The following is a 24,409-nucleotide window of genomic DNA, read 5'->3' as shown; positions in this document are numbered from 1 at the left end:
CAATCAAGCCCTATTCGAATCGGCTGTGGCAGTGGTCTTCTCGATCCCGGTGACGAGCCGCTCGACCAGGTCGGTCAGCGTCGTACGCTCGTCCTCGGACCAGTCGGTCAGTAGTCCGGCCAGCACGTGGTTGCGGATGCGGCGGTTCTCCTCGAACACCCGCACCCCCTCCGCGGTGGGGGCCAGGACGCAGGCTCGCCCGTCGATCGGGTCGGCGCGGCGTTCCACCAGTCCGTGCGACACCAGATTCCTGGTCTGCCGGCTGATGGTGGAGGTCTCGGCATGCAGCAGTTCGGCGAGTCTGCCGGTCCGCTGCGGGCCGTCGTGGACCAGGCAGAACAGTACAGCGTAGGCCAGCCGCTCGAGCCCGTCCGGTCCGAGCGGGGCCAGCTGCGATTTGGTTCTGCCGATCGCCCGCATGAGCCGGACCAGTTGGGCGCCGAGTTGGTCGGCGACGTCGAGTTCGGCCTTCGTAGCACCGCGATCACGGGCAGCAACGACCATGATCAGCTTTCCTTTTCCCCGCAACACATTTGTTTAGCACTTACAACTAGTTGCTGAGGCCAACTATACAGACCGGAGGTAGCACCTCCGCAAGCGGTATTTCGCCTGGGACAGAGCGGGCGACGCCCGGCCCGACCGAAATCATCCCAGGTCTGCACCCTCAGCGCCACGACGGGCATACACCGCCGACGACAGCTGTGGCCAGGAACACACCACCGAGGCCTTCCGTCCCGTCCGGTTTGCCCGTATTGCCAGATAATCCCACGTTCCGGGAGTGCCGCGACGACCACCCGCCTTCCCGTCAGCGGAACCATTGCCCGCCCCGGCGCTTAGAATCTGCGGGACCGACTCGAAAGGGACCCGCAGCATGGACGCGGTCATCACGGAAGTCGCCGAAGAGGGCAAGCGGCTCATCGACGAGGCCTGGCTGGGCAGGATCACGCGCGACCAGGCGGTACACCGGTTCGTTCAGGTCGGCGACGGCTTGGTCGAACTCACCACCGCCGAGGACATCGTCGACGACGGCCTGGCCTGGCTGGATTCGCATTCCACCCGGCTGCGCCTGCTGGGCTGGTGCGCGGTGCTGGAGCTGCCGGTTTTCGGTGGTCTGGCGGTGGTCGGCGTGATCACCGGGGACTATCCGGCCGCGGCCGTCGCCGCGCTGCTGCTGGCGGGGCTGCAGTACGTGCACCGCCGGTTCGCGCCGCATCCGACCCCGATCCGCCGCCCGTCGCGCGCCGGGCGCTGAGTCGGACGCGCCGAATACCATGACCGGATGACCAAGGCGCAGCGACTGCACATCGTCCCGTCGCGGTTCGCGGTGGAGCATCTGCCCACCGCGACCTTCCCCGAGGACGACGAGTGGATCGCGCTGGTGCGCGCGCCGGAGGGGCTGACCATGGTCCGCGAGGCGCCGCCGTGGGAGCGGGGCGAGGTGTGGGTGGGTTTCTACGCCGGGGCGGCCGCGCGCGGACCGCACGACTCCGGCGCACTGGCCGCGCTGGTGGGTCCGCTCGCCGACGCGTCGATCCCGGTCTTCGTCACCTCGACCTGGCACGCCGATCTGGTGCTGGTGCCGCAGGAGCGGCAGGAGGAGGCGATCGCAGCGCTGAAGTCGGCCGGGCACGAGGTCGCGGAGTCGTCGGCATAGTTGCTCAGGCCCCGCGGTCCCGCTTCCATTCGAGGTACTCGTGCCGAAGGCAGACCGCGCACGGCCGGTAGCCCGCGGCGACGGCCGTTCGCTCGTCGGCGAAGAAGACGCGGTGCAGCGCGTAGCGGCCTCGCGGCAGTGCGCGCAGGGCGGCCGGGCAGTCCAGACGGCCGTAGACGCGCAGTCGCCGGTGACCGCCCAGCGTGCCGGGAGTCGTACTGCGGTAAGGCTTTCCGTCCGCGCCGAGCAGGGTGTAAGACATCAGGCGTCGTGGAAGACCAGGCCGAGGGTGTGCCGCCGTCCGGAGCGGACCACGCTCACACCGTGCCGCATGGGCGCGGCCGACCAGCCGCGCGAGCTGCGCACCGGGCGTTCCCTGGTCGTGAAGACCAGCCCGTGGCCCTGTGGCAGCGTGACCGACGCGCCGCGGGATTGGGCCCTGGGACGCTGCTCGACCATAAGGAATTCGCCGCCGGTGTAGTCGTCGCCGGGCGCATCCAGCCCGATGACGACCTGCAGTGGAAATATCATGTCGCCGAACAGGTCCCGATGCAGCGCGTTCCAGTCACCCGGCCCGTAGCGCAACAGGATCTGCGCCGACTTGGACTGACCGGCCTGATGACACTGGGCGATCCAGTCGTCGAGCCGGGGCGGCCACGAGCCCGGCCGCCCCAGTCGCGCCGCCCAATCCCGCGCTATGGGAAGCAATTTCGGGTAGAACGCCGCCCGCAGGTCCCACACGAGATCGGGGAGAGCGTGGGTGAAGTACCGGTATTCGCCGGAGCCGAACCGGTGCCGCGCCATCACGATCGTGCTGCGGAACCGTTCGGCGTCGCCGTACAGCGCTGCGAGTGAACGACATTCGCCCGGCGTCAGCAGGGGGCCGGTCAGCGCGTGGCCGTGCTCGTCGAGCTCGCCGGCGAGCGCGGCCCAATCCTGTTCTGCCACACGCCCGGCGGGGGCCGTCGACAATCCGGTCGCCATCACGCCGCCCGGCGGGCCTGCTCGAGCTTCGAGCAGGCGCTGCTTGCGTTCCACTCCCCCGGCGTACCCGGTGAGCGACCCGTCCGCGCCGATGACACGATGGCACGGCCGGAGGATCAGCAGCGGGTTCGCCCCGATGGCCGTTCCCACCGCGCGCACCGCGGCGCGCGGCGCTCCGATGCTCGCCGCGATCTCGCCATAGGTCACGGTGGCGCCGTACGGTATGCGCTCCAGGGCCTGCCACACCCGGCGCTGGAAATCGCTACCGGCAGTGGCGAATTCGATGTCGAACTCGGTGCGGTCGCCCTTGAAGTAGTCGTGCAGCTGGGCGGCGACCGCGCCGAACGCCGTCGCATCCTCGATCCAGTCATCCTGCGCCGCAACGGCTTTGGCGCCGCCCATGGACAGGGCGGTGAGCACCACACCCGCGGCCGACGGCTCCCCCGCCAGCCGCAGCTCGCCGATCGGGCTGTCGATCGTCGTGTACACGGTCATGAGAATCCTTCCGTTGTTCCCACGATCCAATGTGCCCCGGTCCCCGAGCCGATACCGGCGGGAATCGGACATGCCATTCGCGGTCGCCGGAATATCGCCGCGACCTCGCATGGTTACGAGACCCATGCGAATCATCATCATCGGCGCGACCGGGACCATCGGATCGGAGGTCGCCGCCGAACTGGAACGCGGCGGCCACGAGGTGGTCCGCGCGGCACGCGGCGGCGCGGTCCGCGTGGACATGGACGATCCCGCCTCGATCGATGAGCTGTTCGCCACGGTGCCGGACGTCGACGCGGTGATCTGCTGCGCGGCCAGTGGCAAACTCACGCCGCTGGATTCCGACGACGACTTCTACCGTGGCATTCAGGGCAAGCTGTTCGGCCAGGTCCACCTGGTCCGCACCGCGTTGCGCCGGCTGCGCGACGGCGGCTCGATCACCGTGACCTCGGGCGTCTTCGAGCGGGTGGAGACCGGGATGTCGTTCGGCGCGCTGGTCAATGCCGGGCTGGAGTCGTTCGTGCGGGCGGCGGCCGTCGAGATGACGCGCGGAGTGCGGGTCAACGCCGTCAGCCCGGGCTGGGTGGCCGAGACCCTCGAGTCGATGGGTCGCGACGGCGCCGACGGCACTCCGGTCCGCGACGTGGCCCGGGCGTACGTCGAGGCGGTCGAGGGATCGGGGCAGGGAGAGGTGCTGCGTCCGAGCCGGACCGGCGTGCGGGTGGTCTGATCAGCCTCGGACGCGCTGCAACTTCGGTGCGTGGCGCACCGGCCGGAGCGTCTTGTCCAGGTTGGTTCGCATGGTGGTGGCCGAGTCGATCAGATAGTTCTGACGCACTCGCCACGGGTGCCGGTCGCCCTGGCGCGGGAAATCGCCGATCGAACGCTGGATGTAGCCCGACGCCAGATCGAGCAGCGGATGCTGCTCCAGGTGGCCCTGCGGCTCGGGCACGACCGCCCGATAGCCGCGACGGTCCATGTGCGCCAGCACTTTACAGACCAGCCGCGAGGTGAGGTCGGCGCGCAGCGTCCAGGACGCGTTGGTGTAGCCGATGCACACGGCGAAGTTCGGCACGCCCGTGAGCATGGCGCCCTGCCAGACGAACTGGTCGGACAGCTCCACGGGCACACCGTCGACGGTCAGCGCGATACCGCCGAACGCCAGCAGTTTCAGCCCGGTGGCCGACACCACCACATCCGCCGGCAGCACCCGGCCCGAGCGCAACCGAATCCCTTCTGGCACAAAGGTTTCGATGTGATCGGTGACCACCTCGGCCTTCCCCTTCTTCATCAATTTGAAGAAGTCGGCGTCGGGGACGGCGCAGAGCCGCTGATCCCACGGGTTGTACGAGGGCGTGAAATGCTCGGCGACCAGCCGCTCGTCTTTCAGGATGCGGGTGGACAGGTCCGTCAGCAGCTTGCGCGCCGCCTCCGGCCGCCGTCGGCAGTACTGGTAGAAACCCACATTGAACAGGATGTTCTTGGTGCGGATGAGCCGATGCGCGAGCTGCGGGGGCAGCAGATCGCGGATCCGGTCGGCGTATTTGTCGCGACCCGGGACCGGGGAGATCCAGGAGGGCGAGCGCTGCAGCATGGTGACCAGTTCGGCCTGCTCGGCCATCGCCGGGACCAGGGTCACCGCCGTCGCGCCGCTGCCGATCACGACCACGCGCTTACCGGCGTAGTCGAGATCCTCCGGCCAGAACTGCGGGTAGATCACCTGACCGGAGAACGATTCCACACCGGGGAATTCCGGCGCGTGGCCCTCGTCGTAGTCGTAGTAACCGGCGCAGCAGTAGAGGAAGCCGCAGGTCAGGGTGTGCCGCTCGGCGCCCTGCTGAATGGTGACCGTCCACCGGGCGTCGTCGCTGGACCATTCGGCCCCGACCACCTTGGTGCCGTAGCGGATGTGCTGCCCGATGCCGTACTGGTCGGCGGTCTCCTCGATGTAGCGCAGGATCGACGGGCCGTCGGCGATGGACTTGGCGTCGCGCCAGGGCTTGAACGGGTAGCCGAGGGTGAACATGTCCGAATCGGAGCGAATGCCGGGGTACCGGAACAGGTCCCAGGTACCGCCCAGCGCCTCACGCGCCTCGAGGATGGCATAGCTGCGATCGGGGTGTTCGGACTGCAGCCGATAGGCCGCGCCGATCCCCGAGAGACCCGCCCCCACGATCACGACGTCGAGATGTTCACCTGCCACGGTCATGGTTCCAGTGTGCGCGGCGCAACGGCGTGCTTCTTGACTTCACACGACAACTATTTGATTCTGGACGACATGTCGGTGATCCGGTCCGCGGGCCTGCGCGGCTTCCGCGCCACAGTGGCCGAGCTGGGCGGCGACGCCGAGGAGTTCGCCGCCGCGGCCGGGCTGCCGATCGCCGCGCTCGACGCCGACGATCTGCTGGTCGCCGACGAGGCGATGGCGCTGGTGCTGGAAATCGCGGCGGAGCAATTGCGCTGCCCGGATCTCGGATTGCGCATCGCGAGGCGGCAGGACCTCGGCATGCTCGGCCCGCTCGCGCTGGCCATCCGCAGCTCCCCCACCCTCGCCGACGCGCTGGAGTGCACGTCCCGCTACCTTTTCGTGCACGCCCGGTCGCTGAGTCTCACCCTGGAACCCGATCCGTACGGCGACCGCGGCGTCACGGCGCTGCACTACGGCGTACGGCCGGGGCTGCCGATTCCCGTGCAGGGCACCGATCTCGGGCTGGGTTTCCTGCACCGGGCGCTGTGGCGGCTGGCGGACGGGCCGTACGGGCTGCGCACGGTGGAACTGCCCTACCGGCCGGTGGCGGCGCGCGGGGTGTACGAGGAGTTCTTCGGCGCTCCGGCGCGATTCGAGCGTCCGGCCGCCGTGCTCCGGGTGCCCAGCAGCCTCACCTCGATGGCCGTGGCAGGCAGCGACGAGACGCTGCGCCGGTTGGCGATGGCCTTCCTCGCCGAGCTGTCGACCGGCGCGGGATCGGCCTACGAACCCAGGGTGCGCGCGGCCGTGCGCCAGCTGCTCGGCACGACGACGCCCGAATTGACCGCTGTGGCAAGACTTCTCACCACCCATCCGCGGACCCTGCAGCGCCGCCTCACCGCCGAGGGCACGTCGTTCGCCACCATCCTCGACGATGTCCGCCGCACCGAGGCCCGTCGCTACCTCACCACGACCGATCTGCCCATGAGCCAGATCGCCTCCCTCATCGGACTGGCCGAGCAGTCCACTTTCACCCGCACCTGCCGCCGCTGGTTCCGCACCACCCCCACCGCGCTCCGCCGCGGGCAGCACACGGCGAACAACACGGTGTGGTGAGCCGCGAAGTCCTTGCAGGCCAGGCAAATTCACGTGAGGTCAGGACGCGGCGGGCGCCCAGTGGTTGGCGGTGAGGGTGAAGCCGGGTAGGGCGGACAGCGACATGGTGGCCTCGTACAGCCGTTCGTAGCCGGTATGCGCGATGCGCCACTGCCCGTCCGTCTTCCGGTAGCGGTCTTGATAGTAGGCCGCGCCCCGGATCGCCACGTCGAACTCCGGCACGATCACCGTGTCCTCCATACACCAACTGCCCGTGGCATTTTCGCCGTCCACCACGATCTCCGGATGGCTGCTCACATGCACGGTGATGATGTTGCGGTCCAGTGTGCCGCGCATGTAGTCCACAATGGCGGCGCGCCCGGTGAATTGCAGCGGCCGACCGCCCGACGGCGACCCGTAGTCACCGGTCGCGTCCTCGGTGAGCGTGTCCCCGAACTCGTCCCACCGCTTCAGGTCCAGCGCCCGCAGATAGCGGTATTTGACCGCACGAATCTCTTCCAGCGCGATCAGATCCACGCACCACCTCCTAGTATTGCCCGCCGCCCACTCTAGAACACGTTCTCATTCCACTCGGGCGGTTTCGCCGACGGCGAGCGATTCCTCGCGGCCGTTCGAGACCGCGGAGACCAGCAGACCGGCGTCGTCGGCGGTGACGCGGACGGTGTCGCCGGGTTCGAGCTCCCCGCCGAGGACGAGGGTGGAGACGCGGTTCTCCAGCTCCTTCTGGACGGTGCGCCGGAGCGGGCGGGCGCCGAATTCGGGCTGATAGCCGTTGTCCGCCAGCCAGTCCCGGGCCGTGTCCGAGACGTCCAGCTCGATGTCCTGGGCACGCAGGCGCCGACGCGGGCCGTCGAGCACCAGATCGACGATGTGGCGCAATTGCTCCTGATTCAGCCGGTGGAAGACGATGGTCTCGTCGATGCGGTTGAGGAATTCCGGCCGGAAGTGCTGCCGCAGCCGCTCCATCAGCTTCGGGGTGAGCGAATCGACGTCTCCCGCAGGGGCGTTCAGGATCAGGTCCGAGCCGATATTGCTGGTCATGATGACGATGGTGTTCTTGAAATCCACCGTCCGGCCCTTGGCGTCGGTGACGCGGCCGTCGTCGAGAAGTTGCAGCAGCACATTGAACACGTCGGGGTGCGCCTTCTCCACCTCGTCGAACAGGATCACCGAATACGGCTGCCGCCGCACCTTGTCGGTCAGCTGGGCGGCGTCGTCGTAGCCGACGTATCCGGGCGGCGCGCCGACCAGCCGCGACACCGTGTGCTTCTCCTGGAACTCGCTCATGTCGAAGCGGATCATCCGGTCCTCATCGCCGAATACCGCCTCCGCCAACGCTTTCGCCAGCTCGGTCTTGCCGACGCCGGTGGGCCCCAGAAACAGGAACGAGCCGATCGGCCGGTTCGGGTCCTGCATGCCGGCCCGGGCCCGGCGCACCGCCTCGGCGACCGCGGTGATCGCCTCCTCCTGCCCGACCACCCGCTTGTGCAGCACGTCCTCCAGGCGCAGCAGCCGCTGCTTCTCCTCCACCGTCAGCTCCGACACCGGGATGCCGGTCTGCTTCGACACCACCGCGGCGATGTCGTCGACGGTGACGTGCGGGAGATCGTCCGCGTCGTTCCCGAGGTGATCGACCCGTTCCCGCGCGGCGGCGATCTGATCCTTGAGTGAGTCGGCCCGCGCGTAGTCCTCGGCGGCGACGGCGGCGTCCTTCTCCCGCTTCAACCGGGCCAGCTCCTCCTCCGCCTCGCGCCGGTCCGGTCCGGGCATGCGGGTGCGCAACCGGACCCGGGCCCCGGCCTGATCGACCAGATCGATGGCCTTGTCGGGCATGAAGCGGTCGGTGAGGTAGCGATCCGAGAGTTCGGCCGCGGCGATCAGCGCCTCGTCGTCGTAGCGGACCTGGTGGTGCTCCTCGTAGACATCGGCCAGCCCGCGCAGGATCTCGACCGTGTCGGAGACGGAGGGCTCGGCCACCAGCACCGGCTGGAAGCGGCGCTCCAGGGCGGCGTCCTTCTCGATGTACCGGCGGTACTCGTCCACCGTGGTCGCGCCGATGGCGTGCAGCTCACCGCGCGCCAACGCCGGTTTCAGCAGGTTCCCGGCGTCCATCGAGCCCTCGCCACCGGACCCGGCGCCGACGATGGTGTGCAACTCGTCGATGAACAGGATCAGCTCGCCGGAATGTTCGCGCACCTCGTCGAGGATCTTGGTCAGCCGTTCCTCGAACTCGCCGCGATACTTGCTGCCCGCCACCAGCGATCCCACATCCAGCGCGATGACCCGGCGGTCGGCGAGGGTCGAGGGGACGTCGCCGTTGACGATCCGCTGCGCCAGCCCCTCGACGATCGCCGTCTTGCCGACACCCGGATCGCCGATCAGCACCGGATTGTTCTTGCGCCGCCGCGACAGGATCTCGACGGTCTGTTCGATCTCCTCGGCGCGGCCCACGACCGGATCCACCTTCCCCGCGCGGGCCTCGGCGGTGAGATCGCGGCCGTACTCGTCCAGGGTCGGCGTATCGCTGGACGGCTGCTGACCTTCGGCCTGCGGCAGTTTCGCCCCCGACAGCGCCTGCGCGGCGGCGCTGTCGCCGGCGGCGAGGCCGAGCAGGATGTGCTCCGGACCGATGTAGCTGGACCCGGCCTCGGCGGCGCTGCGCTGGGCGTTGCGCAGCACGAGCTTGGCGGCCGGACTCAGCACGATGCCCCCGCCCGCCGTCGTGGCGGAGGCCGCGCCGCTGCCCGCCGCACCCCGCATCTGCGCCCCGACCCGGTCCGGATCGAGATCCAGCTGGGCGATGACACTGCGCGACGGCTCCACCTCGGTCGCCGCGTAGAGCAGGTGCTCGGGTGTGATCTCGGCATTGCCCCACTCCCGCGCCGCGTCGCGGGCCTCGGCGACCAAGGTCTTGGCGTTGTCGCTGAGCAGGCGCCCGAGGTCGATGCGCTGCACCGGAGGCTGGGCGGTCAGCCCCGACGAGCCGAAGAATTGATCGAAGATGTCGTCGAACGAACCGAGAGAACCAGGCCACGCTGCGGTCATATCCACACCTCGTCGTCTGTCGGCGCCGCGCCTGCGACGCACTGCCAAGGGCATCGGGCACCGGTGAATCCTCGGCTACCGTGGCACCCGGCGATCGAACTCCACCGTACTCCGCGATGCAACCCTCACAGCCAGGCACCGAATCGCTGTCCAGCGAACTTTTGGCGACCGACCGGGCTCGCCATTCGGGCCAATTGATCTCCGCGCGGTGCCACACTCGAAACCGGTTGGGCTCGAGGAGGATCTGTGGCTACAGCATCGTCTCGCGGCGCCGCCGAGATCGCCGCCGTCAGGCCGTTTCCCAGGCGCGTCGCACCGAAGGGTTCCTACGTCTGGAGCGTCGTGACCACCACCGACCCCAAGCTGCTCGGGGTCATGTACATCGTCACCTCGATGGCGTTCTTCCTCGTCGGCGGCCTGATGGCGCTGCTGATGCGCTCCGAGCTGGCCCGGCCGGGACTACAGTTCCTGTCCGCCGAGCAGTTCAACCAGCTGTTCACCATGCACGGCACGATCATGCTGCTGTTCTATGCGACGCCGATCGTGTTCGGCTTCGCCAACTGCGTGCTGCCGCTGCAGATCGGGGCGCCGGACGTGGCCTTCCCCCGGCTGAACGCGCTGAGCTACTGGCTGTACCTGTTCGGCGCGACCATCGCCACGGCGGGTTTCCTCACGCCGGGCGGCGCGGCCGACTTCGGCTGGACCGCCTACACCTCGCTGAGCCTGAGCACCCATGCCCCGGGCGTGGGCGCGGACCTGTGGATCATGGGTGTGGCCGTATCCGGCGTGGGCACCATCCTCGGCGGCGTCAACATGATCACCACCGTGGTGTGCCTGCGCTGCCCCGGCATGACCATGTTCCGGATGCCGATCTTCACCTGGAACATCCTGGTCACCAGCGTCCTTGTGCTGCTGGCATTTCCGATCCTGACCGCGGCGCTGATGGGGCTGGCGGTGGACCGGCACCTGGGCGGGCACCTCTACGATCCGGCCAACGGCGGGACCATTCTGTTCCAGCACCTGTTCTGGTTCTTCGGGCATCCCGAGGTCTATATCGTGGCGCTGCCGTTCTTCGGGATCATCACCGAGATCGTGCCGGTGTTCAGCCGCAAGCCGCTGTTCGGCTACACCACGCTGGTCTACGCGACATTGTCGATCGCGGCGCTGTCGGTGGCGGTGTGGGCGCACCACATGTTCGTCACCGGATCGGTACTGCTGCCGTTCTTTTCGCTGATGACCTTCCTGATCGCGGTGCCGACGGGAGTGAAGTTCTTCAACTGGATCGGCACCATGTGGCGCGGGCAGCTGACATTCGAGACGCCCATGCTGTGGGCGCTCGGCTTCATCGTGACGTTCCTGTTCGGTGGCCTGTCCGGGGTGATCCTCGCCAGCCCGCCGCTGGACTTCCACGTCTCCGACACCTATTTCGTGGTCGCCCACTTCCATTACGTACTGTTCGGCACCATCGTGTTCGCCACCTTCGGCGGCATCTACTTCTGGTTCCCCAAGATGACCGGGCGCTTCCTGGACGAACGGCTGGGCAGGCTGCATTTCTGGTCCACGTTCTTCGGTTTCCACCTGACCTTCCTGGTGCAGCACTGGCTGGGCGCGCAGGGCATGCCGCGCCGGTACGCCGATTACCTGCCGACGGACGGATTCACCACGCTGAACACCATTTCCACCATCGGGTCGTTCGTGCTGGGGTTCTCGATGATCACGTTCGTGTGGAACGTCTTCAAGAGCTACCGCTACGGCGAGGTGGTGCACGCCGACGACCCGTGGGGGCACGGCAATTCGCTGGAGTGGGCGACGACCTGCCCGCCGCCGCGGCACAACTTCCTCGAACTGCCTCGAATACGTTCCGAGCGACCGGCTTTCGAGCTGCACTATCCGCACATGGTGGAGCGGATGCGGACCGAGGCACAGGTGGGCTGGGGCGCGAAGTGATCGGGTGAAGATCGGTATCGTCGACGTGTGCGCGCACTCCGACGAGCCGTGGTGACGCTCGTCGTCCTCGCCGCTGCGATCGCGGCGCTCGCGGTGGCGGGCGTGCCGGTGTACGTCCATCCGCATATCGACCCGCTGCGCCCCGCCGACGCCATCGTCGTGCTGGGCGGAACGGCCTACGAGCGCTTCGACATCGGGCTCGACCTGGCCGCGCGCGGCTTGGCGCCCGAACTGCTGATCTCGCGGTCGACCGGCGCCGACGACTCCGTCATGGACCGCTACTGCGACGGCGGTTATCCGTTCCACGTCGACTGCTTCGTGCCGGACCCGTGGACGACGCAGGGTGAGGCGCAGGAGATCGCCCGGCGCGCAGAGCGTTTCGGCTGGCATCATCTCATCGTCGTGACCAACACACCGCACGTCTCGCGCGCCCGCTACATCGTCGGCAACTGCTTCCACGGCGAGCTGACCATGGTCGCCAGTCCCGCGGAATCGGGTGTGCGGTACTGGGCGTGGATGTATGTGCGCCAATCGGCGAGCTATGTGCGCGCCTTCTTCGCCTCGGCGTGCTGACGCGGCGGTTACGCTGTTGCGGAGCGTCCTTGTCGGGGTGGATGCGGGCGGAAGGACGCTGGCATGCGCATCGACTCCCTGCGCGAGGTCCCGGACATCGACCTCGAGACCGACATCTGCATCGTGGGCTCCGGTCCGGCGGGGCTCACCATAGCCGCGGAACTGGCCGGAACTCCTTGGCGGGTACTGGTTTTGGAGAGTGGTGGGCGCCTCCGCGATCCGGACATCGACCAGCTCAACGACATCGAGAACGTCGGCGCGGCGCGGGCGCGACCGCATCGCGACGCCCGCAACCGGGTGCTGGGCGGCAGCTCCGATACCTGGAGCGGTCGCTGCGGGTATCTCGATGAGATCGACTTCGCCTGTCGGCCCTGGGTTCCCGGGTCCGGCTGGCCGATCCGGGCCGAGGAGGTGCGGCCGTATCTGGACCGCGCGGCCGGGCACATCGGCATCGGGAACGGCTCCGGGTTCAACGACGACTCGTTCTGGGAGCTGTCCGGACGGCCGCGCCCGCCCGGCGACGTGGACGCCGGGCTGCTGCGGCCGTACTTCTGGCAGATCAGCAAGGATCCGGCGGACCCGTTCGACGCCAAGCGATTCGGTGCGCACGTCGCGGCGACCGCGGCGGCCAATGTGCGGGTGGTGGTCGGCGCCACCGTCACCCACATCGACACCGACCCGCTCGGCACGCGGGTGGAGTCGCTGGAGGTCACCGGCGACGATCTGCGGCGGCGCACCGTGCGCGCGGGCCGCGTGGTGCTGGCCGCCGGGGGAATCGAGAACGCCCGGCTGCTGCTGGCGTCGCGGCGCGTCGTGCCGCACGGCGTGGGCAACCGCAACGACCTCGTCGGGCGCTATCTGATGGATCACCGCTGCGGCGCGGTGGGCGCCTTCGACACCACCACGTCGGCCGCCGTGCGCGACCGCTTCGGCAAGTACGTCGTGCGGTCGCCGCGAGGCACCCACACCTTCCTGCACGGCCTGGCGCTGTCGGAACGAGTCCAACGCGCGGAGGGACTGCTGCACTGCGCCTTGTGGATTCAGGAGACGCCCGCCGACGATGACCCGTGGGACGCGCTGAAGCGGATGCTGCGCGGGCGGGCCGACCGGCACGACGCGCGGGTCGTGCTGGGCAACCCCGGCCTGCTGCTGGCGGGCGCCCGGCGGCGGTGGATCCAGCGCGCCGGTCTGCCACATCGGCTCGCGGGCGTGGAATTGCGCTGCATGGTCGAGCAGCGGCCCGATCGCGACAGCCGGATCACCCTCGCCGACCACGATGACCGGCTCGGAACGCCCGTGGCCCGGATCGATTGGCGGACCAGCGCGCTCGAGGACGCCACGGTGCGCCGGGCGGCCGAGCTGGCGGTGCGCGAATTCGCGCGACTCGGGTACGCCACTCCCGTCCTGTCCGACTGGGCTCGGACCGGCAGCACGGCGCCGGTGCGGCTCACCGACTGGGCGCACCCCACCGGGACCACCCGCATGTCCGCGGATCCCCGGCACGGCGTCGTCGATCCCGGCTGCCGCGTGCACGGTGTCGACAATCTTTATGTGGCAGGCAGTTCCGTGTTCCCCACCAACGGCCACGTCAACCCGACCCTGACGATCCTCGCCCTGGCCGTGCGCCTCGCCGACACGCTCGCGACAGGATCCGGGCCCCTGCGCACCCCGCCCGCCCGGGCTTCCTAGCCGAAACTTGTCGTACCCCTCCGGCATACTGATCTCGTCGGACGCCGATCCGGTTGCACCGCAGAGTAATCCGCAACCTGAGGAGAGGCATGTACATGGCCGAGTTCTACTCGTCGACGTCCGACGACCGCGCCGACGATCGGCTGGCAGCCGAGATCGAGCGGCATCGGGAACTGCTGCGCAAACCCGTCGCGGAGCACTGGCGACGGGTGGACCTGCGGATCCGATCCGCCGCGCCGGCGGTGCAGTACCTGCTGGTGAAGCAGGCGGGGCGGCTCGTCGACGGTCTGCTGATCGACGCCGAGCGGCATCGCGACCTCGACGTGGACGCCTACCGGGCCGTCCGCGACGGGGTGCCGCTGCGCTACGACGCGCGGCGGCGGGTCTTCGTCGCCCTGCGCGGGCGGCAGGAGATCCTGATCCGTCCCGACAGCAGGGAGCGGCGGCTGGGCATCATCGCCCGGTTGGCCGCCGACGGCGTGGACGTGGACCAGATCCTCACCGTGGCCACGGTGGTGGTCTCCCACCCCGCGTACCCGGGCGTAGCGCCCGCCCGGGCACCCCGCCGTGACGACCCGATCCGGCAGGCGCACAGCCGGGCCACCACCGGCCGGTGAGCCGAGCGCCGGGGCGCATTGCTGGACTGCGCCCCGGCCCCCGGTGCGAACGCGGGAGGGTGAGCGCGGGTGCGGGCTTTGCCAGGCACGGTGGGGATTTCGTCGTTCCGGCGTGTTTGTGGCCGGAACCCGGGTGGTGGATCCCGGCCACAAACATGCCGGGATGACGTCTGGAGAACAGGCGGGCGTGGGGTGGATCGGTGTGCGTGGGTTCAGTCGGGGGCGCTTTCGGGGCGGGGGGACGGGGTGGGGAGGGGGCCGAGGCGGCGGTGGATCAGGTGTTGTTGCGCGAAGGTCCAGGTGTTGCTGGTGGCGAAGTAGACCAGGATGCCGACCGGCATGAGCACACCGGCGAGCGCCGCGCCCAAAGGGAACACCCAGAGGGTCAGCCAGTTGATCACGCGGGTCTGCGGGGTGGTCTCGGCCTGCCGGGCGATGGCGGAACGCGCGGTGAAATGGGTGGCGACACCAGCGATCAGAACCAGCGGAATCACCACGGCGAGAACGGCGGTCAACGATCCGCCGGAGGTCGCGAGCGTCGCCGACAGCGGCGCGTCGAGCAGTTTCGCCTGGAGGAACGATTGCACCTGTTCGGGCGAGAACACATAGTTGGCGGTGGCCGCGTTCTCGGCGGCGGTCATCGAGGTGGAGTTGCCGAGCAACGGCACCTGTGAGACCGGCCCGGTGCGGTCGAACGAGCGCAGCACGTGGTACAGCCCGAGGAACAGCAGCAGCTGCCCGACCATCGGCAGGCAGCCGCGCAGCAGGCTGAAGTTGTGCTCCTGCTGCAATTTCCGGGTTTCGGCGACCAGTTTCTCGCGGTCGTCGGCGTACTTGGCCTGCAACTCGCGCACCTGCGGTTGCAGCACCGCCATGGTCCGGGAGAACCGCACCTGTGCCAGGAACGGCCGGATCAGCAGCATCCGCACGGTGACGACGAGCAGGACGATCGCCAGCACCCAGGCCAGGCTGCTGCCGGCGCCCAGCACGGCGGCGAATCCGGTGTGCCACAACCACAGCACGGCGGACACGGGGTAATACACGAAATCGAGCATGGGACAGCACCTCACGGCGAGGCGCCCCGCGGAGGGGCGAGGGGGAACAGGGTCAGCGGAGTCGCCGACCGCGTCCTACGACGCGGTCAGGCCCCGTGCCCCGGCGCCCTGGGCCGCGCCCGGCCCGCGGTGTCCGGATTGCTCTGGCGCAGAAAAGATCCCCGGCGGCGGCGCTGCGCGGAAACCGGCGGCCCGGCGTGGACGACGACCGGCAGCATCGTGGCCCGCGCGGTGTGCGCGGCCACCACGGCCAGTGCCACCACGGCGGCCGCGCCCACGGCCACCAGCGCGTTCGGCTCCCCGACCGGCATCACCAGGGCCGCCAGCGCGGATACGACCAGCGCGCACAGCACCAGCGCGGCCGACCGGATCCGGGAAGTCATGCCACGAGAGTACCGAACCCGTGCCGCCCCACCATGTCCTATCGCTCGGTCTACTGCTTGGGCAGTGCGCCGTTCATGCCGCCGACGTCGGTGACCTTCCAGCCGTCGGCCGGGTCGATGTCGACGGTGTAGGTGACGGTGGTCTGCGCGCCCTCGGGGGTCTGGGAACTGGTGGAGGTGACGTTCAGGAAGACGTTCACCCGGTAGTGGCCGTTGTCGGTCGACATCACCTTGGCGGTGATCGGTGTCGCGCTGGAGGTCCACTTCAGCGGGACCAGAATCTCCTGGAGTTTCGGTGCGGTGGCGTCGAATTTGGTCGCCAACTGTGGACTGGTGTTCGCCTTCAATTTCGCGACCCAGCCGTTCACGTCCTGGAAATTGATGTTGGACGCCCCGACCGAGTAGTCGGTGGCGACCTGCTCGGCGTGCCGCTCGTCGGCGGCCCGGGCATCGCGGTCGTGCAGCGTGCCGCGCGCCGAAAGCCACAGCGCTCCGAACACGGCGGCCAGCGCGATCAGCGCCACGCCCGCGAGGGCGGTCGCGACCGTCGACAGCCGGACGGACACCGTGCGCGGATTCTCGGTACCACTGTCGTTCGCCATCGGTTCTCCTCTACTTGACGTTCACTCGCACGCGCACGGCCCCGTCGCTGTCGACGTCGTCGAGGGCCTGCGTGATCAGGCTGGAAATATCAATGCGCGGCGCCGCCGAGGTCGCCGCGTCGGTCAGCGGTTGCAGCGCCGGCGCCAGGGATTTCAGCTCCGGCCCCAGTTCCCGCAGCGCCGCGGTGAGCCGGTCCAGGAACGGGACCAGGCCGCTGCCCTCGGTGTAGGCCGTGGCCGGCTGGGTGTCCACGAGCCTGCCGACCGCGCCCACCAGGTCGTTCAGGGTCTGCGTGAACCGCACGAATTCGGGGGCGGCGGCGCTGGTCGCCGGTCCCGCCCAGTCGATGTCGGCGGCCGCGGCCTGGAAACTGTTGAGCAGGTCGGCGATTCGCGGGCTGCGGCTCATGATCGCCGCCGCGAGCAGGTCGCCGGAGCGGGCCAGATTCGGGATCGCGGCGTCGGTGTCCTCGAACACCTGGCTCGCCGTGCCGACCAGGGAGCCGACGACCTTCGGGTCGAGCTGGTTCATCGTCTTGGTGACCAGTCGCGCGACCTCCGGGATCGACAGCGGCGTACGGACATTCGCACTCGCCAGCCGCTGCCCGTCGCGCAGATACGGTCCGGCGCCGGTGCGTGGCCGGAATTCGACGTAGGGCTCACCCAGCGCGGACAGGTGCTCGATGGTGACCACGCTGTCGGTCGGCACGTTGCGGTCGGCGTCCATCCGCAGCCCGACCTCCACGCCGTCGGCGCTCTTGCGCACCGAGGTCACGCGGCCGACCTCGATGCCGGACAACAGGATCGGCGAATCGGCGCCCAGCCCGCCGGAATCGGCGAGCACCATGGTGGCGCGGGTGTACTCGGCGAACGGATCGGCGCGCACCACGCCGAATGTCAGGTAGCTCGCGCCGAGCACGGTGATGGCGGCGATACCGCCGAGCGAGGCCAGCGCACCGATCCTCATCGCACCGCTCCGATCATCCGGAGGGTGCCGACGATCCGATCCGCCTGATCCGCGGCCGAAACATCGTTCGCGGCATCGTTTTTCACGCCGACGATATTCACCTTGGGACCGTGCTCGAGAAATGGGATCACCTTGTCGCGCAGCAGTGCCACCAGCGTCTGGAGATTCGACGGCCGACTCAGATCCAGGGGTTGCGAGGACGTGAGCAGCGGCAGGAACGCCTGCGCCGCCCCGTCGGCGCCCTGCAGCACCGGACCGAGCCAGGTGAGCGACGTGCCGACCGGCCCGAGCAGGTCGAAGATCTTCGTCACGCCCACGATGGAGGCGACGATGCCGTTCATTTCCGCCACCGACTTCTCGCTCAGGATATTGTCCAGTTCGGGCCGGATGTCATGCAGCACTTGGGCATTGGTCCCGAGTCCGTCGAGCAGGGCATCGACGCTGTCGAGGTCGGCGGCCAGATCGACCACGTCGTCGGCCATGGTCTTCGAGATCTGTGCGGTGCGCGCGGGATCACGCGGCAGGACGCCGTTGATCTGGTTGATGGTGTCCTGCAACTGCGTCACCGCGCCGCCCTGCGTGAACGTGGCGATGGCGGCCATCGTGTCCTCCAGCTGAACCGGCGGCTTGGTCTGTGCCAGTGGGATGGTGGCGCCGTCGGACAGCACCGTGCCGAACCCGTCCGGCGGAGTGAGGAGAGCGACGTGGATATCGCCGAGCACCGTGTTCTGTCGCAGTTCGGCGCGGGTGGTCGCGGGCAGCCGCACCGATTCGGAGAGGTCGGCGTCGACCACCACGTAACCGCCACGCCCGGCCGACTGCGCCGCGCTCACCACGGAGACCCCGGAGACCGTGCCCACCTGCGCCCCGTTGGCCATGATCTTGGCCCGCGCGGGCAGATTCAGCGCATTCGCGAACTCGATCCGCACGTGATAGGTCGGCCCCGACACGGTGGTGCCGGGCACGGGCACCGAGGAGGGATCGAACGCGCATCCCGCGGCGGTCGGAGTCGCGGCGAGCGCCACCGCGAGGCACACGACGAGACGCCGCCTCGCCACCCGGCCACACGCATGAGATGTCGGTTTCGCGATCCGAATCCAGCTCATCGGGCACCCGCCAATCCGAATACGAGGGTGGCGGCGTCCATCTTCACCATGCCGCCCTCGGCGGTGCACCTACCCGGCGCGAGGGCCTCGACAGCCGCGCACACCTGGTCCGCATTCTGTTGCGGCACCGCCACTTTGGGCGGCGCGAAGGAGATGCCCTCGCCCGCCACCGCGCGGAAGGCCTGGGTGAGCACGGGCGTCATGCCGATCACCTGGGTCAGCGAACCGACGTGCGCGCGCAGGAACTTGACCAAGGGCACCGTCGCGTCGAGCGTCTTCATGATCGGGTCACCGAGGATCGTGGTGAGGTCGTTGAGCATGGGCACGACCTGCTGTAGCCCGTCGAACAGCCGCGCGCCCGGTCCGATCAGGTCGGTGGCGGCGTGGTCCAGCACCGGAGCCAGCCGGGTGAGCATGGATTTCAGGTCGCCCCAGTGCTGTTCGACCTTCTTCGACACCGAGGCGAAGGCATCGAAGATGCCGACCAGGTGCGCGATATCGGCGTCGGGCGTCGCCAACGCCGCACTCAGTTTTTTCACGATGGCGTTGATCTGCGGCCCCGTGCCGACGGTCGCGGAGTCCAGCGCGGACAGCCCGCGGGCCAGCGCGTCCGGCGAATCCGGGTCGGGCCCTTGGATTTCCGAGGACAACTGCGCGAGCGCGTTCAACGTCTCGCTGATGCTCTTGGGTGTGAGGGTCTTGGTGATGCACCGGGCGGGATTCCAGCGCGCGGTGTCCTTGCCGCTGGACACCACGGCGAGTTGCCGCGCGGCGACGATGCTGTCCGACAGCGTGGTGGCGCCGGCGTCGGCGTACACGGGCTTGTCGGCCTCGACATCGAACTCGACCAGCACCGAATCACCCTGCGGTGCAATCGAAGTGACCGTACCGACGGGAATGCCACGCATGGTGACCTGGTTCCCGGTGTACAGCCCGACACTGTCGGGCATGATCGCGCAGTAGCTCGCGGTCGGCTTCGCCGGATCGAACGCGACGAAATATCCGACGACGGTGAGCGCGACCAGCACCACGGCGCCACCGATCGACATCAGCCAGCGCGAGCCGAGCACACGATGCAACATCAGCAGTCCTTCCCCGGCACCGGCACACACACCCGCGCCTCGGGAGCGGGCGTCGGCACGGTGATCGTCGAACCGGATCGGTCGATCGTCACGCCGCCGTCGGTCAGCTCGACCAGCTTCTGCCCGAGGCTCTGCACCGCCGCGAGCACCGGTTCGAGCTGCGCGCCGAGGTTCTCCAATTGCGGTACGGCGTCGATCAATTGCCGCAGTTTCGGCTCCAGCGCCGAGTCCCAGGTAGGCGCCAGTCCGGCCACCCGATCGACGACCACGCGCAGCAACCGCACCCCTTCGCGCAGTTCGGCGCGCTTGTCCAGGACCAGGGTCTCCATCAGATTCACGTTGTCCATCAACCGGCCCAGATCGGTCTTGGCGCCGTCGTACATGGTCACGTACTCGTCGGCCACGGCGACCGCGTTCGACACCTGGGTGCGCTGCCGGTTGAGCGCGTCGATGTAGGTGCCGAGGGTGTCCAGGGTGGTGCGCAGCGCATCGGGCGCCTGCTCGATGGAGCTGTCCAGCGCGGACAGATTGCGCCGCAACGTGTCTCCGTCGATCTGCTGCAACGGCTGTGCGGCGTCCTGAAAGGTCTGCACCAGGCTGTAGGGCAGGCGGACGCGCTCCGCCGGAATCGGCTTGTCGCCCAGCGGTTCACCGCCGGACGGGAACAGCGCGACATAGTTGCCGCCGACGATGGTCAGCATGCGCACGTCCAGCGACGACTCGCTGCCGACGAACACCTTCGAGTCGACGGTGAATCGCATCAGCACCCGATCCGGTTTCAGCTCCAGCGATTTCACGTTGCCTACCGGTACCCCCGCCACCCGGATGTCGTCGCCCGCCTTGACCGACTGGGCCTCCGACAGTTCGGCGGTGTAGGTCTTCTTGCCGACCGGCACGACGTACAGCACACCCGCCGCGATCGCGAGTGCCGCCACCAGCACCACACCGATTATCCCGTAACGGATTTCGCGCCGATGCCGGGTCGCCTCGTCGGCCACCGCCCGGTCCCGGGGCAGGAACCGGCCCAGTCTCAGCCGTTGCATATCGCCACCTGCTGTCCCGCGATCAGCACGCCGAACACCTGCGGCACATCGGCGGTTCCCTTGGAGCACTGCGGTTTCCAGCCCGCCACGGACTTCGGGGTGGCGGCGTCGAGCCCGGCCAGCAGACCCGGCAGCCGGTCGAGCACCTCCAGCGCCTGCTGCGGGTCCGGGAACAGGTTGCGCAGCAAGGCATCCACGTCGTCGCCGGTCTGCAGGCCCAGGGCGTCGAACAGGTTGTCCAGCGGCCCGAGCACCGACGGTGCGGCCATGGCGAACTGCGCCAGTCCGCCGATATTGGTCTGCAACGCCTGGAAGATGTCGGTGAGCCGGGCCAGCAGCGGCACCAGGTGGTGCACGCGGCCGCCGACCTTCTCCGACAGATCGGACATGTTGTGGATGAGCGTGCCGATCACCTGCTGCCGATTGTCGACATAGGCGGCCAGCTTGCCGATCGCGTCCAGCGCCGGTCCGACACCGCTGCCGTCGCCCTCGATGAGCGCGACCATGCTCGCGCTGAACTGGTTGATCGCCTCGGGAGATATGGTGGCCAGCACCGGTTTCAGGCCGTTGAACATGCTGGTGACGTCGAAGGAGGGCACGGTGCGCTCGGTGCCGATCGTCGCCCCGGCCGGGATGCGCGCACCCGGCTGCGGCTGCTGTTGCAGGTCGATGTAGCGCTGCCCGGTGAGGTTCTGATACCGGATGGCGAGCCGGGAGTTGTCGTAGACGGGCGCATCGGTCTTGAGCGACAAGTGGATTCGCGCCTGCGCGCCGTCGAGCGAGACGCCCTCCACCTTGCCGACCTGCACCCCGAACAGGCGCACATCGTCACCCACCTTGAGCCCGTTGGCGTCGGTGAACAGGGCGTCGTGGGCCTCGGTGTCCCCCGACACGGGCCGCTTGATGGCCGTGAACACCAGGGCGAGGACGACGACCATCACTCCGGCGAACAGCACCAGCCGCCACGCCGCGGCCCCGACCTTCATCGCGCACCTCCCAGCAGTGGCGCCAGCACGGGGACGCCGCGCAGGTCGATCTCGGTGTCGAGGACGGGGCCGTCCGGGGTGTCGGGCATCGCCGCGCGCAATCGCCGCATCAGTTCGGCCAGGTCGGTTCCCGACTGCTGCGGACGCGGCACCATCTGCCCGAGCAGTGCGAGGACGGGCGCCAGTAGGTCGGTGGTGCCGGACAGACCGGCCCCCGCGGCCCCGCCGAGGTTCGCCAGTCCGGGTAGCAGCTGATCGGTCAGGACCCGCACCCCGGCGTCATAGGGCTGCCGATTGTCTTGCAGCCGTGGGAGATCGCGGATCAGATCGAGCACCTGGATGGTGGCGCCGGCGAACTTGCCGCCGCCGTCGAAGGCGGGCCCGAGGCGGCCCACCAGTTCGGAAGGGGGCATCTTCTGGTTGTCGGTGATGGTCTGGGCGACGGTGATCATCGCCTGCGCCAGCGGGGTGAAGGCCTCGACATCGGTGGAGAGCTGCGCGATCACGGTGGCCATCTGCGGTGTCAGCACCGCGTCGCCGGTCTGCGACAAGCTGCGCAGCAGACTGCCCATGGTGGCGTCGAAGACTGCGGCGGAACGCTTTCCGGTCAGGTCGACGGTGCCGTTCTCGCGCAGCGGCGCGCCACCGGGTCCGCGCCGCAGCTCGATCTCGCTGATACCGAACAGATTCGCCGGTGCGTAGTCGAGCTGGAGACTGTCGTCGATGCCGAACAGCTGAGAACGGTCCAGCCGCAACGAGATTCGCTGAGTGCCGCGCTCGTCGGGCACGATCTCGGTGACCTTGCCGACCTGCACCCCGTCCACTCGCACCGGGGTGCCGGCCAGCACGCCGTCGCCGATCTGCTCGGTATGCAGGGCGATGTGCAGTCCGTCGTCGTCGCGCAGTCCGCGATACAGCGACACCGCGACCACCACGGCCGCGATCACGCCGAGCGCGACCGCGCCGATCAGCAGCGACCTCTTCTTGTCCACGGCGACGCCGGGCATTCCGTATTTCGGCATTCGCTATCCCGTGAAACTGATCGTCGCGTTGAAGCCCCACAGCGCGAGGGTGAGGACCATATCGATGGCGACGATCGCGACCGACGAGGCCCGCACCGCGCGACCGGAGGCGATGCCGACGCCCTCGGGGCCGCCGGTGGCGAAGAAGCCGTAGTAGCTGTGGATGAGGATCACCACGGTCGCGAACACGGCGACCTTGAGCACCGCCGCGATCACGTCGAAGCCGGAGACGAACTGGAAGAAGTAGTGGTCGTACACGCCCGCGGACTGGCCGTGCACCAGCGTGATCAGGCCGCGGCAGGCCAGATACGACAGGATCAGCCCGATCAGGAAGGTCGGCACGATCGAGATGGCGCCCGCGATGACGCGGGTCGTCACCACGAACGGCACCGACCGCAGCCCGAGCGCCTCGATGGCATCGATCTCCTCCGAGATGCGCATCGACCCGATCTCGGCGGTCATCCGGCAGCCCGCCTGCGCGGCGAAACCGATCGCGGCCACGATCGGGGCCAGCTCACGGGTGGTGGCGTAGGCCGACACGATGCCGGTGACAGGGCCCATGCCCAGCATGTTCAGGATCGTGAAGGACTCCACGGCGACCGAGGCGCCCATCACCAGGCCGAGCACGATCATCATCGGCACGGTGCCGCCGCCGACGATCACCGAGCCGCGACCCCAGGTCATATCGGAGATGAGCCGCAGTGCCTCGTCGCGATATCGCCTGAGCGTCAAGGGAATCGACGACAGCACCTGCCACACGAACGCCAGCACGAAGCCGACGCCCTCGATCCGCGCCGAGACCAGTCCGCGTCGCCGGTAGAGGCGCGCGAACCAGCCCAGCCCTTTCGGGAAGTAGGTGGAGACGGCCATCAGACCAGCCTCGTGGGCAGGAACATCTCGACCACCTGGGTGACGCCGAGATTGACGATCGCGATGGACACCACCGACAGCACCACGGCCGCGTTGACGGCGTCGGCCACGCCGCGCGGCCCGCCCTTGGCCTCCAGCCCGCGCTGGCAGGCGATGACCACCACCAGGAAGCCGAAGACGACCGCTTTCAGCAGCGACACCCACACGTCGGCGGCCGTGGTGAACGACCCGAACGTCGCCCAGTAGCTGCCGGGCGTGACGTTCTGCCCGCCGACGGCGACCGCGTACCCGGCCACGATGCCGACGAAGATGATCAGGATATTCAGCAGCGGCGCGACGAAGATCATCGCCGCCAGCCGCGGGATCACCAGCCGGTGAATCGGGCTGATGCCCATGGTGTTCAGCGCGTCGATCTCCTCGCGGATGGTGCGCGCGCCCAGGTCGGCGGCGATCGCGGCCGCGCCCGCCCCGCCGAGCAGGAAGCCGGTGGCCAGCGGGGCGCCCTGTTTGATGACGCCGAGGCCGCCGGTGGCGCCCAGCAGCGAGTCCGCGCCGAGGGTGTGGATGAGATTGCCGACCTGCACCGAGACGATGACGCCGAACGGTATCGCGATGAGCACCGCCGGAATGGCGGTGACGGTCACCAGCCGCCACGCCTGCAGAACGGCCTCGCGCCACTGGAATTCGCGCCGCGCGACATCGCTCGCGGTACCGACCACCGATTCGCGGGCGATATCCACGGCGCGGCCGAAGGTCCGCAGCGCCGACACCAGCGTGTCGGAGAAGTTCTTGCGAACGATACGAACGGCTGCTCGCTTGTCGGATATCGCGCTCGAGGGAGCCCGAGTCACCGGCGCCATGGGCGGTTCCGGTGTGGTCGATGTGTCTCGGGATTCAAGTCGCTCTCTCCGTGATCGGCAACACTGCCAACATGAAGCTAATCGTTACAACTAGTTACAGTAAAGTCGATCACGGTGTGAGCATC

At 68.7% G+C, this 24,409-nt stretch carries 25 protein-coding genes and 1 pseudogene; 8 read left to right on the top strand and 18 right to left on the bottom strand.

Features of this window, described 5'->3' with window-relative positions; translation table 11 throughout:
* Positions 1-3: 3 nt before the first annotated feature.
* Positions 4-504, bottom strand: a complete 501-nt coding sequence (locus tag ACFMRZ_RS28790; RefSeq protein ID WP_400181469.1) for a MarR family winged helix-turn-helix transcriptional regulator — start codon at positions 502-504, stop codon at positions 4-6.
* Positions 505-871: 367 nt separating this feature from the next.
* Between ACFMRZ_RS28790 and ACFMRZ_RS28785 the strand changes: the two genes are divergently transcribed.
* Together ACFMRZ_RS28785 and ACFMRZ_RS28780 are read left to right on the top strand one after the other, a co-directional pair.
* On the top strand, positions 872-1,252 hold the full coding sequence (locus tag ACFMRZ_RS28785; protein WP_280272163.1) for a hypothetical protein: 381 nt from the start codon (positions 872-874) through the stop codon (positions 1,250-1,252).
* A 27-nt stretch (positions 1,253-1,279) separates the two neighbouring features.
* Positions 1,280-1,654, top strand: a complete 375-nt coding sequence (locus ACFMRZ_RS28780; protein WP_400181468.1) for an ACT domain-containing protein — start codon at positions 1,280-1,282, stop codon at positions 1,652-1,654.
* 4 nt (positions 1,655-1,658) lie between these two features.
* Here the strand turns inward: ACFMRZ_RS28780 and ACFMRZ_RS28775 are convergent, their stop codons facing one another.
* The 3 genes and pseudogenes from ACFMRZ_RS28775 to ACFMRZ_RS28765 all read right to left on the bottom strand — a co-directional run.
* The gene (locus ACFMRZ_RS28775) at positions 1,659-1,916 is read right to left on the bottom strand and encodes an Ada metal-binding domain-containing protein (protein ID WP_280371533.1); all 258 of its coding nucleotides are present in this window, start codon (positions 1,914-1,916) and stop codon (positions 1,659-1,661) included.
* A complete protein-coding gene (locus ACFMRZ_RS28770; protein WP_400182998.1) occupies positions 1,916-2,638 on the bottom strand; it encodes a 2OG-Fe(II) oxygenase in 723 nt (240 codons plus the stop codon). The genes ACFMRZ_RS28775 and ACFMRZ_RS28770 overlap by 1 nt, the downstream gene beginning before the upstream one ends.
* 27 nt (positions 2,639-2,665) lie before the next feature.
* A pseudogene (locus ACFMRZ_RS28765) lies at positions 2,666-3,133 on the bottom strand (methylated-DNA--[protein]-cysteine S-methyltransferase); the annotation flags it as partial.
* A 124-nt stretch (positions 3,134-3,257) separates the two neighbouring features.
* Between ACFMRZ_RS28765 and ACFMRZ_RS28760 the strand changes: the two are divergent.
* Entirely contained in the window at positions 3,258-3,863 is a 606-nt protein-coding gene (locus ACFMRZ_RS28760) for a short chain dehydrogenase (protein WP_400181467.1), read from the top strand.
* On the opposite strand, the gene ACFMRZ_RS28755 is transcribed toward ACFMRZ_RS28760, so the two are convergent.
* Complete coding sequence (locus ACFMRZ_RS28755) at positions 3,864-5,342, bottom strand: flavin-containing monooxygenase (RefSeq protein WP_400181466.1); 1,479 nt, start codon at positions 5,340-5,342, stop codon at positions 3,864-3,866.
* 33 nt (positions 5,343-5,375) lie between these two features.
* On the opposite strand from ACFMRZ_RS28755, the gene ACFMRZ_RS28750 reads away from it, so the two are divergent.
* On the top strand, positions 5,376-6,437 hold the full coding sequence (locus ACFMRZ_RS28750; RefSeq protein WP_400181465.1) for an AraC family transcriptional regulator: 1,062 nt from the start codon (positions 5,376-5,378) through the stop codon (positions 6,435-6,437).
* Positions 6,438-6,476: 39 nt separating this feature from the next.
* On the opposite strand, the gene ACFMRZ_RS28745 is transcribed toward ACFMRZ_RS28750, so the two are convergent.
* On the bottom strand, positions 6,477-6,953 hold the full coding sequence (locus ACFMRZ_RS28745) for a nuclear transport factor 2 family protein (RefSeq protein ID WP_400181464.1): 477 nt from the start codon (positions 6,951-6,953) through the stop codon (positions 6,477-6,479).
* Between the two features lie 45 nt (positions 6,954-6,998).
* Positions 6,999-9,482: an ATP-dependent Clp protease ATP-binding subunit gene (locus ACFMRZ_RS28740; protein WP_400181463.1), complete on the bottom strand. Its 2,484-nt coding sequence runs from the start codon at positions 9,480-9,482 to the stop codon at positions 6,999-7,001.
* 246 nt (positions 9,483-9,728) lie between these two features.
* Between ACFMRZ_RS28740 and ctaD the strand changes: the two genes are divergently transcribed.
* The 4 genes from ctaD to ACFMRZ_RS28720 all read left to right on the top strand — a co-directional run bounded on the left by ctaD (position 9,729) and on the right by ACFMRZ_RS28720 (position 14,308).
* Positions 9,729-11,429 (top strand): cytochrome c oxidase subunit I, encoded by a 1,701-nt coding sequence (gene ctaD, locus ACFMRZ_RS28735; RefSeq protein WP_400181462.1) that lies wholly within the window; start codon positions 9,729-9,731, stop codon positions 11,427-11,429.
* Between the two features lie 48 nt (positions 11,430-11,477).
* Entirely contained in the window at positions 11,478-12,002 is a 525-nt protein-coding gene (locus ACFMRZ_RS28730) for a YdcF family protein (RefSeq protein ID WP_400182997.1), read from the top strand.
* Positions 12,003-12,065: 63 nt separating this feature from the next.
* Positions 12,066-13,691, top strand: a complete 1,626-nt coding sequence (locus tag ACFMRZ_RS28725) for a GMC oxidoreductase (protein ID WP_400181461.1) — start codon at positions 12,066-12,068, stop codon at positions 13,689-13,691.
* 95 nt (positions 13,692-13,786) lie between these two features.
* Positions 13,787-14,308 (top strand): hypothetical protein, encoded by a 522-nt coding sequence (locus ACFMRZ_RS28720; RefSeq protein WP_400181460.1) that lies wholly within the window; start codon positions 13,787-13,789, stop codon positions 14,306-14,308.
* A 212-nt stretch (positions 14,309-14,520) separates the two neighbouring features.
* On the opposite strand, the gene yidC is transcribed toward ACFMRZ_RS28720, so the two are convergent.
* The 11 genes from yidC to ACFMRZ_RS28665 form a co-directional block, all read right to left on the bottom strand.
* On the bottom strand, positions 14,521-15,363 hold the full coding sequence (gene yidC / locus ACFMRZ_RS28715; protein ID WP_400181459.1) for a membrane protein insertase YidC: 843 nt from the start codon (positions 15,361-15,363) through the stop codon (positions 14,521-14,523).
* A gap of 86 nt (positions 15,364-15,449) precedes the next feature.
* The gene (locus tag ACFMRZ_RS28710) at positions 15,450-15,746 is read right to left on the bottom strand and encodes a DUF6412 domain-containing protein (protein WP_400181458.1); all 297 of its coding nucleotides are present in this window, start codon (positions 15,744-15,746) and stop codon (positions 15,450-15,452) included.
* 50 nt (positions 15,747-15,796) lie between these two features.
* Positions 15,797-16,348, bottom strand: coding sequence for a hypothetical protein (locus ACFMRZ_RS28705; RefSeq protein WP_400181457.1), 552 nt, complete (start codon positions 16,346-16,348; stop codon positions 15,797-15,799).
* 10 nt (positions 16,349-16,358) lie between these two features.
* Complete coding sequence (locus ACFMRZ_RS28700) at positions 16,359-17,315, bottom strand: MlaD family protein (RefSeq protein WP_400181456.1); 957 nt, start codon at positions 17,313-17,315, stop codon at positions 16,359-16,361.
* Entirely contained in the window at positions 17,312-18,373 is a 1,062-nt protein-coding gene (locus ACFMRZ_RS28695) for an MlaD family protein (protein ID WP_400181455.1), read from the bottom strand. Before ACFMRZ_RS28695 ends, ACFMRZ_RS28700 begins: the two co-directional genes overlap by 4 nt.
* 44 nt (positions 18,374-18,417) lie before the next feature.
* On the bottom strand, positions 18,418-19,503 hold the full coding sequence (locus ACFMRZ_RS28690; protein ID WP_400181454.1) for an MlaD family protein: 1,086 nt from the start codon (positions 19,501-19,503) through the stop codon (positions 18,418-18,420).
* A complete protein-coding gene (locus tag ACFMRZ_RS28685; protein ID WP_400181453.1) occupies positions 19,503-20,546 on the bottom strand; it encodes an MlaD family protein in 1,044 nt (347 codons plus the stop codon). Before ACFMRZ_RS28685 ends, ACFMRZ_RS28690 begins: the two co-directional genes overlap by 1 nt.
* Entirely contained in the window at positions 20,534-21,532 is a 999-nt protein-coding gene (locus ACFMRZ_RS28680) for an MlaD family protein (RefSeq protein ID WP_400181452.1), read from the bottom strand. Before ACFMRZ_RS28680 ends, ACFMRZ_RS28685 begins: the two co-directional genes overlap by 13 nt.
* Positions 21,529-22,554: an MlaD family protein gene (locus ACFMRZ_RS28675; RefSeq protein WP_400181451.1), complete on the bottom strand. Its 1,026-nt coding sequence runs from the start codon at positions 22,552-22,554 to the stop codon at positions 21,529-21,531. The genes ACFMRZ_RS28680 and ACFMRZ_RS28675 overlap by 4 nt, the downstream gene beginning before the upstream one ends.
* A 3-nt stretch (positions 22,555-22,557) precedes the next feature.
* Entirely contained in the window at positions 22,558-23,424 is an 867-nt protein-coding gene (locus ACFMRZ_RS28670) for an ABC transporter permease (protein ID WP_400181450.1), read from the bottom strand.
* Complete coding sequence (locus ACFMRZ_RS28665) at positions 23,424-24,284, bottom strand: ABC transporter permease (protein ID WP_280272140.1); 861 nt, start codon at positions 24,282-24,284, stop codon at positions 23,424-23,426. The genes ACFMRZ_RS28670 and ACFMRZ_RS28665 overlap by 1 nt, the downstream gene beginning before the upstream one ends.
* Positions 24,285-24,409 lie beyond the last annotated feature (125 nt).

The sequence above is a fragment of the Nocardia sp. N2S4-5 genome, assembly GCF_044628355.1.
Classification (GTDB): domain Bacteria; phylum Actinomycetota; class Actinomycetes; order Mycobacteriales; family Mycobacteriaceae; genus Nocardia; species Nocardia wallacei_B.
Note: the sequence above shows the minus strand (reverse complement) of the source record. Positions and strands in the feature narration are given on the sequence as shown.

Excerpts from the sequence above, each read along its gene's own strand:
- ACFMRZ_RS28790 (WP_400181469.1), bottom strand. The coding sequence starts at position 504 with ATGGTCGTTGCTGCCCGTGATCGCGGTGCTACGAAGGCCGAACTCGAC.
- ACFMRZ_RS28785 (WP_280272163.1), top strand. The coding sequence starts at position 872 with ATGGACGCGGTCATCACGGAAGTCGCCGAAGAGGGCAAGCGGCTCATC.
- ACFMRZ_RS28780 (WP_400181468.1), top strand. The coding sequence starts at position 1,280 with ATGACCAAGGCGCAGCGACTGCACATCGTCCCGTCGCGGTTCGCGGTG.
- ACFMRZ_RS28775 (WP_280371533.1), bottom strand. The coding sequence starts at position 1,916 with ATGTCTTACACCCTGCTCGGCGCGGACGGAAAGCCTTACCGCAGTACG.
- ACFMRZ_RS28770 (WP_400182998.1), bottom strand. The coding sequence starts at position 2,638 with ATGGCGACCGGATTGTCGACGGCCCCCGCCGGGCGTGTGGCAGAACAG.
- ACFMRZ_RS28760 (WP_400181467.1), top strand. The coding sequence starts at position 3,258 with ATGCGAATCATCATCATCGGCGCGACCGGGACCATCGGATCGGAGGTC.
- ACFMRZ_RS28755 (WP_400181466.1), bottom strand. The coding sequence starts at position 5,342 with ATGACCGTGGCAGGTGAACATCTCGACGTCGTGATCGTGGGGGCGGGT.
- ACFMRZ_RS28740 (WP_400181463.1), bottom strand. The coding sequence starts at position 9,482 with ATGACCGCAGCGTGGCCTGGTTCTCTCGGTTCGTTCGACGACATCTTC.
- ACFMRZ_RS28725 (WP_400181461.1), top strand. The coding sequence starts at position 12,066 with ATGCGCATCGACTCCCTGCGCGAGGTCCCGGACATCGACCTCGAGACC.
- ACFMRZ_RS28720 (WP_400181460.1), top strand. The coding sequence starts at position 13,787 with ATGGCCGAGTTCTACTCGTCGACGTCCGACGACCGCGCCGACGATCGG.
- yidC (WP_400181459.1), bottom strand. The coding sequence starts at position 15,363 with ATGCTCGATTTCGTGTATTACCCCGTGTCCGCCGTGCTGTGGTTGTGG.
- ACFMRZ_RS28710 (WP_400181458.1), bottom strand. The coding sequence starts at position 15,746 with ATGACTTCCCGGATCCGGTCGGCCGCGCTGGTGCTGTGCGCGCTGGTC.
- ACFMRZ_RS28705 (WP_400181457.1), bottom strand. The coding sequence starts at position 16,348 with ATGGCGAACGACAGTGGTACCGAGAATCCGCGCACGGTGTCCGTCCGG.
- ACFMRZ_RS28700 (WP_400181456.1), bottom strand. The coding sequence starts at position 17,315 with ATGAGGATCGGTGCGCTGGCCTCGCTCGGCGGTATCGCCGCCATCACC.
- ACFMRZ_RS28690 (WP_400181454.1), bottom strand. The coding sequence starts at position 19,503 with ATGTTGCATCGTGTGCTCGGCTCGCGCTGGCTGATGTCGATCGGTGGC.
- ACFMRZ_RS28685 (WP_400181453.1), bottom strand. The coding sequence starts at position 20,546 with ATGCAACGGCTGAGACTGGGCCGGTTCCTGCCCCGGGACCGGGCGGTG.
- ACFMRZ_RS28680 (WP_400181452.1), bottom strand. The coding sequence starts at position 21,532 with ATGAAGGTCGGGGCCGCGGCGTGGCGGCTGGTGCTGTTCGCCGGAGTG.
- ACFMRZ_RS28675 (WP_400181451.1), bottom strand. The coding sequence starts at position 22,554 with ATGCCGAAATACGGAATGCCCGGCGTCGCCGTGGACAAGAAGAGGTCG.
- ACFMRZ_RS28670 (WP_400181450.1), bottom strand. The coding sequence starts at position 23,424 with ATGGCCGTCTCCACCTACTTCCCGAAAGGGCTGGGCTGGTTCGCGCGC.
- ACFMRZ_RS28665 (WP_280272140.1), bottom strand. The coding sequence starts at position 24,284 with ATGGCGCCGGTGACTCGGGCTCCCTCGAGCGCGATATCCGACAAGCGA.